Origin of the sequence: Nocardioides psychrotolerans (genome assembly GCF_943371775.1) — a bacterium.
Classification (GTDB): Bacteria; Actinomycetota; Actinomycetes; order Propionibacteriales; family Nocardioidaceae; genus Nocardioides; species Nocardioides psychrotolerans_A.
Window position 1 is genome coordinate 21,680 of record NZ_CALRWD010000060.1, and the last position, 7,172, is coordinate 28,851.

5 protein-coding genes are annotated in these 7,172 nt (G+C 73.4%); 4 read left to right on the plus strand and 1 reads right to left on the minus strand.

The features are described from left to right. Window positions 1–3: 3 nt before the first annotated feature. On the minus strand, window positions 4–1,425 hold the full coding sequence (locus AAG827_RS15975) for a ferredoxin reductase family protein (protein WP_341927146.1): 1,422 nt from the start codon (window positions 1,423–1,425) through the stop codon (window positions 4–6). 168 nt (window positions 1,426–1,593) lie between these two features. Between AAG827_RS15975 and AAG827_RS15980 the strand changes: the two genes are divergently transcribed. The 4 genes from AAG827_RS15980 to AAG827_RS15995 all read left to right on the plus strand — a co-directional run. Beyond that, complete coding sequence (locus AAG827_RS15980) at window positions 1,594–4,530, plus strand: response regulator (protein WP_341927147.1); 2,937 nt, start codon at window positions 1,594–1,596, stop codon at window positions 4,528–4,530. A 99-nt stretch (window positions 4,531–4,629) separates the two neighbouring features. After that, on the plus strand, window positions 4,630–5,718 hold the full coding sequence (locus AAG827_RS15985) for a 3-oxoacyl-[acyl-carrier-protein] synthase III C-terminal domain-containing protein (protein WP_341927148.1): 1,089 nt from the start codon (window positions 4,630–4,632) through the stop codon (window positions 5,716–5,718). Beyond that, a complete protein-coding gene (locus AAG827_RS15990) occupies window positions 5,715–6,251 on the plus strand; it encodes an isoprenylcysteine carboxylmethyltransferase family protein (protein ID WP_341927149.1) in 537 nt (178 codons plus the stop codon). The genes AAG827_RS15985 and AAG827_RS15990 overlap by 4 nt, the downstream gene beginning before the upstream one ends. Beyond that, a partial coding sequence (locus AAG827_RS15995; protein WP_341927150.1) for an NAD(P)/FAD-dependent oxidoreductase occupies window positions 6,244–7,172 on the plus strand: 929 nt, incomplete at its 3' end. The genes AAG827_RS15990 and AAG827_RS15995, both read left to right, overlap by 8 nt.

The following is a 7,172-nucleotide window of genomic DNA, read 5'->3' on the forward strand; positions in this document are numbered from 1 at the left end:
TGGTCACCATCCGAAGTTCTCGACGTGGAGCTGCTCGGGCGGGAGCCCGGCTGCGAGGGCGGTGCGGCGTACGGCGTCGGTCCAGGGCGACGGCCCGCAGACGTAGACGTCGCGGTCGGCCAGGTCGGGGACCCACACGAGCAGGGCGCTGACGTCGGTGTGCCGGCCCATGCCGTCGCCCAACCACGAGTCCGCCGCGCGACGTCGACCGGGAAGGTGCACGACGTGCAGGCCGCGCTCCCGGGCCAGCTGGTCGAGCTCCGTCACGAAGAGCGGCTCGGTGCCGAAGCGCTGCAGGAGCACGGCGTCACCCGGTCGGTAGGCCAGCCCCTCCGCGAGGGCACGCAGCGGGGTGATGCCGACGCCGGCGCCGATCAGCGCGATCTTGTCGCGGCTGCGGGCGCGCGGGCTGAGGCGTCCATAGGGACCCTCGACCAGCACCCGGGTGCCCGGGCGGAGGACGGCCGCAGCGGCACTGCCGTCGCCCGCGTCCTTGACGGTGATGCGCAGGCCGCGACCGTCCGGGGCGGCCGAGAGCGAGTAGGGGTTGGCGCGGGTCCAGCCCTCACGACCGTGGAAGCGCCAGTTGAAGAACTGCCCGGCCTCGGCGTGCAGCCGATCGAGCCGATGGCCGGTGACGTGGACCGACACGACGCCCTCGGCCTCGCGGACCACCGAGGTGACCCGCAGCTCGTGGTGCAGCGTGCGCCACAGCGGCAGCGCGACGCGCCACACGAGGACGGTGCCGGCGGCCAGTGCCCACGCGGACCACCAGAAGACGGTGGCGGCGGGCGAGACCAGGAACTCCTGGCCGGTCCACAGCTGGTGCGGGAGGGCGAGGCCGACCCCGAGGTAGGCGTAGAGGTGGATCAGGTGCCACGACTCGTAGCGCAGCCGCCTGCGCGCCGCCCGGGCGCTGGTGACGACCACCATGACCAGGCACAGCGTGCCGGCCGCAGCGAGCAGCATGCCGGGATAGTCGATCGTGAGGTCCCACAGCGTGCCCGGAGCGTCTCCGAGGCGCCCTGCGGCATAGCCCCAGGTGATGAAAGCGATGTGCACCAGCATGAGGTTGAAGGAGGTGAAGCCGACGACCCGGTGCTGGGCCGCGAGGCGGTCCTGACCGAAGGCCTGCTCCAGCAGCGGCACCCGGGCCATCAGGACCACCTGCACCAGCAGCAGGGCGGAGGCCACCAGGGCGCTGATCCGACCTACCGAGGTCAGCCCGGTCGCGAGGCCGCCGAGGTCCTGCACGCCTCCCCCTGCCACCCACCAGTAGGTCACCAGCAGCAGGCTGAGCCACAGCAGCGAGCCGGCAGCCACGCGTACGACGGCGTCCCGACGCGCACGAGCGCCGAGCGGTCGGACGCGCGGCCGGTGTGCGGGCGCCGGTGCCGGGGTGGGGCGGACGGGGGTCGTGGTCATGACCTGATCCTCGTGGGGGGACCTGAGCGGGACCGAGCGTGAACCTGTGGATCGGCTGTCAGGCGTTCGGCGTACCCGCACGGGGGCACGACCGACGTGACAGGATGCGTCGTGGGGCGTCGCCGATGGGGCGGGTCATCGCCTGCACCCGGCGAGCAGAAGGTGGACATGGCAGTCGAGTCGGTCGCGAAGGTCCCTCGGGTGGATCACCGTCTGGCCTGGACAGCGGCGCTGACCGTCCTGCTGGTCGCCGTCCATCTCGCGGTCCCGACCGGTGTCGTCGGCGACGGCACCTACCTGGTCGCGGTCTGCGCGGCGAGCGGCCTCGCCTGGCTCGGCGCCCGGCGAGCACCGGGCTCGGAGCGTCTGGTGCCGACCCTCATCGCCACCGGCCTGACCCTGTCTGCCGTCGGCGACCTGATCTGGCTGGCCATCACCTGGACCAGCACGGAGCCGGACGTCTCTGTCGCGGACATCCCCTACCTCGCCAGCTATGCCGGCCTCGGCGCCGCGCTCTTCGTCATCACCCTGGTCCGCACCCGCACCGGTGACCGGCACGTCGACGGCGACGCCATCATCGATGCCCTCACCATCGTGGTCGTCAGCGTCCTGGTGTTCTGGAGCGTGTCGATCACCGCGATCGTCGCCGACACCTCGGTCTCTGCCGCGACGCGCGTGGTCTGGGCGGCCTACCCGATCGCCGACGCGGTGCTGCTGGCACTGGTCGTGCGCGCCCTGCTGACACCGCGCTCACGCTCCGCGATCGGGCTCTCCTTCGCCGTCGGGGTCGCGTGCTGGCTGGCCTCCGACCTCGGTTACCTCCTGCTCCCGGTGGAGGGCTTCGTGTCCGGCGTGCTCGACGTGGGTTGGATGGTCGGCGCCCTGCTGATGGCCCTGGCCGCCTTCCGCCGCTCGACGGTGGTCGTCGAGGCGCTCGACGAGGAGGAGCAGGATCCAGGCCGGGACCAGTGGCGGCTCGGCATCGCCATCGTGCCGCTCCTCGTCCCTCCTGCGCTCGAGGTGCTCAGCGCCGCACGAGGCGACAGGGGCAGCCCGGCGCTGCTCGCGACGGGCATGGTGCTGCTCCTGGGGCTCGCCTTCGTGCGCACGTCCCGGCTGCTCGGCTCCGAGCGCCACGCGCGTGACCTGGTCCGTCGCAACCGGCGCCTCTACGAGCGGCTGACCGACAACTCCTCCGACGCCGTGCTGGTCGTCGACGCAGATGGCGCCGTCGTGCGCCAGTCCCCCCACCTGGCCCGGCTCGTCGGCCTCGCGTCCCTGCCCGCCGACCTGCACTGGACCGAGCTGGTCGATCCCGCCGACCTCCCGGTCCTCGAGGACCTGCTCCAGGAGGCGCTGCGCCGACCGGGTCGCCCGGTCACCGCGGAGCTGAGGGTGCACCCCGCATCGGGCGCCGAGCGCTGGATCAGCGCCCGGCTGGTCGACCTGACCGCCGATCCCGACGTGCAGGGCATCGCGGTCTCCTTGGCCGACATCTCCGCGCGCAAGCTCGTCGAGCGCGAGCTGGAGGCGTCCCGCGACGCCGCGCTCGACGGGTCCCGCGCCAAGTCGGCGTTCCTCGCGACGATGAGCCACGAGATCCGCACCCCCATGAACGGCGTAATCGGCCTGACCGGGCTGCTGCTGACGACGGAGCTCGACGAGCGCCAGCGTCAGTACGCCGAGGGTGTCCGGGGTGCGGGTGAAGCACTGCTCAGCCTGATCAACGACATCCTCGACTTCTCCAAGGTCGAGGCCGGCAAGCTCCAGCTCGAGACCCTCGACTTCGACCTGGTGCAGGTGGTCGAGGAGGCAGCCGAGCTGGTGGCCGAGCCGGCCCGTGCCAAGAACCTCGAGCTCCTGGCCTACTCGTCGCCCGAGCTGCCCGGCAGCCTGCGCGGCGATCCCTCGCGCATCCGCCAGGTGCTGCTCAACCTGGCGTCGAACGCCGTGAAGTTCACCGCGGCGGGCGAGGTCGTCATCCGCGCCCAGCTCGACGACAGGACCGACGGCGGGGTGGTCGTGCGCTTCGAGGTGACCGACACCGGGGTCGGGGTGGACCCCGCGGACCGGGAACAGCTCTTCGACCCGTTCTCCCAGGCCGACTCGTCCACCACGCGCAAGTACGGCGGCACCGGGCTGGGGCTGGCGATCTCGCGCCAGCTCGTCACCGCGATGGGCGGCACCATCGGGGTCGAGAGCGTCCCCGGCCAGGGCTCCACCTTCTGGTTCACCCTGCCCCTCGCGCTGGCGCACGAGGCTGTCGCCGGCACCCCGCCGGCGACCGAGCTCTCCGGGCAGCGCGTGCTCGTCGTCGACGACAACCAGACCAACCGGCTGATCCTCGGCGACCAGCTCGGCGCCTGGGGGATGCACGTCGACGCGGTCGAGGACGGCGCGACCGCGCTGCGACGCCTCGATGAGGCACGCGCCGCGGGCACGGCGTACGACGTCGTGGTGCTGGACCTGTGCATGCCCGTGATGGACGGGCTGGAGCTGGCGGCGCTCGTCACCGCCGGTGCCGCACCCGCCCCCGGCATGGTGCTGCTGACCTCGGGGTCCGACGTCACCGCCGAGGAGGGCCGTCGTGTCGGGATCGGCGCCCGCCTGACCAAGCCGGTCCACCTGGCACGGCTGGCTGCGGCGTTGGAGGAGGTGCTCAGCGCGAAGCGGGCTCCCCGTCCGGCCGTGCCGCAGGCCCGTGTCCGGCCCGCGCCTGGCTCTCGCGGCCACGTGCTCGTGGTCGAGGACAGCTTCACCAACCAGCTGGTCGCGGTCGGGATCCTGGAGTCGCTCGGCTACAGCACCGATGTCGCCGGCAACGGGCTCGAGGCTCTCGAGGCGCTGGAGCGGTCGTCCTTCGGTGCGGTGCTCATGGACTGCCAGATACCCGAGATGGACGGCTACGACGCCACCCGCGAGATCCGACGACGTGAGGGCGCGACCCGGCGCACGCCGGTCATCGCGATGACGGCCAGCGTCACCGAGGGCGAGCGCCAGCGCTGCCTGGAGTCCGGCATGGACGACTACCTCTCCAAGCCCGTCCACCCCCGTGACGTCGGGGCCATGCTCGACCGCTGGGTCCCAGCCTCGGCCCCTGGCTGACGCGGCCGCCCGTCGGCCGGACCGTCGGCCCGAGCGGCGCCTGCCGCCCGGTGGGTACCGTGACCAGGGCACCCCGCCCTCGACGAAGGAGCCCGACGCATGGAGATCCTCGCGGTCAGGGGCGCACTGCCTCCGCACACCTACCCCCAGCAGGAGATCACCGAGGCGTTCGTCGAGGTGATCGCGAAGCGCAGCGTCGACGAGCGGCTGCTGCGACGGCTGCACGCCAACGCCGGGGTGCACCAACGCAGCCTCGTGCTCCCCTTGGAGGCCTACGGCGCCCTGGAGGGCTTCGGCCAGGCCAACGACCACTTCCTCGAGCACGCGGTCGAGCTCGGCTCCCGAGCGCTGGTGGACGCCCTGAAGGCCGCCGATCTCACCCCCTCCGACGTCGACCTCGTCGTCGTCGCCACCGTCACGGGGCTGGCGATCCCCAGCCTGGACGCGCGGATCGCCTCGGTCGTCGGCCTGCGCCCCGACGTCAAGCGCGTCCCGCTGGTGGGGCTGGGGTGCGTCGCCGGGGCCGCGGGGATCGCGCGTCTGCACGACTACCTGGTCGGGCACCCCGACGAGGTGGCGGTCCTGGTGTGCGTGGAGCTGTGCTCGCTCACGGTGCAGCGCGACGACGTCTCGGTGCCCAACCTGGTCTCGAGCGGGCTCTTCGGCGACGGTGCCGCCGCGGTGGTCGCGCGAGGCGGCACAGGCCAGCGCAGTGAAGGGCGCGGCGGACCCGTCGAGGTGCTCGCCACCCGCAGCCGGCTCTACCCCGACTCCGAGCGCACGATGGGCTTCGACGTCGGCGACGGCGGGCTGCGCATCGTCCTCGACGCCAACGTCCCCACCATCGTCGGGCGCTACATCCGCGAGGACGTCGACGGCTTCCTCGCCGACCACGGCCTGACCCGCGCCGACATCGGCTGGTGGGTGTGCCATCCCGGAGGCCCGAAGGTGATCGAGGCGCTCGAGGAGGCCCTCGAGGTGCCCCGGGAGGCCGTCCAGCTCACCTGGGACTCCCTGGCCCGCATCGGCAACCTCTCGTCGGCCTCCGTCCTGCACGTGCTGGCGGACACGCTGCGCGACCGCCCTCCCGCGCCGGACACCCACGGCATCGTCCTGGCCATGGGGCCGGGCTTCTGCTCCGAGCTGGTGCTGGTGCGGGCGACCGACGCTGCCGGGGGGCAGGCGTGACCACGCTGCTCGCCTTCACCGTCATCGTGGCCCTGGTCGGCCTCGAGCGCCTGGCGGAGCTCGTCGTCAGCAAGCGCAACGCCGCCTGGAGCCTGTCGCAGGGCGGCCGCGAGACCGGGCAAGGGCACTACCCGTTCATGGTCGTGCTGCACTCCGGCTTCCTCGTCGCGATGCTCGTCGAGGCGTGGGTGCGCCGCCCCGACGTCGCGCCGTTGCTGGCCTGGTCGATGCTGGCCGTCGCCATCGGCGCCCAGGTGCTGCGGTGGTGGTGCATCACGACCCTCGGGCAGCGGTGGAACACCCGCGTCATCGTCGTGCCGGGCCTGGCGCCGGTCACCGGGGGCCCCTACCGCTTCCTGCGTCACCCCAACTACGTCGCCGTCGTCCTGGAGGGGGTGGCCCTGCCGCTCATCCACGCGTCGTGGATCACCGCCCTGGTCTTCACCGTGGCCAACGCCGCGCTGCTGACCGTGCGAATCCGCGCCGAGGACGCGGCCCTCGCCACGCTGCCGCAGGCCACGACCCGTGCGTGACCTCCTCGTCGCCGGCGGTGGTCCCGTCGGGCTCGCCACCGCCCTCCACGCCGCCCGCGCCGGCCTGGACGTCGCCGTCGTCGAGCCCCGGCCCGGGGTGATCGACAAGGCGTGCGGGGAGGGCCTGATGCCCGGCGCGGTCGCCGCTCTCACCGATCTCGGGGTCCCCCTGGAGGGGCATCCGATCACCGGCATCCGTTACCTCGACGGTCACCGCCAGGCCGAGGCGACCTTCCGCCACGGGCCCGGCCGCGGGGTCCGTCGTACGACGTTGCACGCGGCGTTGTCGCGCGCCGTCGCGCAGGCGGGTGTGCCCACCGAGACCCGTGCCGTGCGCACCGTCGAGGACCGGGGCGATCACCTCCTCGTCGACGGCGAGCCCACGCGGCACCTGATCGCCGCGGACGGCCTGCACTCCCCCGTGCGCCGGCTGCTCGGCCTGGACGCCCCCGTCGAGGGCCACCGCCGCTACGGCCAGCGCTGCCACCTCGATGTGGCGCCCTGGACCTCGATGGTGGAGGTGCACTGGGCCGCGGGCAGCGAGGCCTACGTGACCCCGGTCGGCGACGGCCGGATCGGCATCGCGGTGCTGACCGACGAGCGGCGACCGCTCCAGGACCTGCTCGGCGACTTCCCCCTGCTGGCGGAGCGCCTCGGCACGCACGAGGTGGCCGACGTCCGCGGCGCCGGCCCGTTGCGTCAGCGCGCCCGCCGACGGGTCGCCGGTCGGGTGCTCCTCGTGGGCGACGCCGCCGGCTACGTCGACGCCCTGACCGGCGAGGGCATCGCGCTCGGCCTGGCCCAGGCACGCGCCGCGGTGAGCGCCGTCGCCGCGGGCCGTCCGGCCGACTACGCTCGCGCCTGGCGCCGGCTCGGCTGGCGCCACGACCTGCTCACGCAGGGGCTCCTGACCACCACCCG

Excerpts from the sequence above, each read along its gene's own strand:
- AAG827_RS15985 (WP_341927148.1), top strand. The coding sequence starts at position 4,630 with ATGGAGATCCTCGCGGTCAGGGGCGCACTGCCTCCGCACACCTACCCC.
- AAG827_RS15980 (WP_341927147.1), top strand. The coding sequence starts at position 1,594 with ATGGCAGTCGAGTCGGTCGCGAAGGTCCCTCGGGTGGATCACCGTCTG.
- AAG827_RS15975 (WP_341927146.1), bottom strand. The coding sequence starts at position 1,425 with ATGACCACGACCCCCGTCCGCCCCACCCCGGCACCGGCGCCCGCACAC.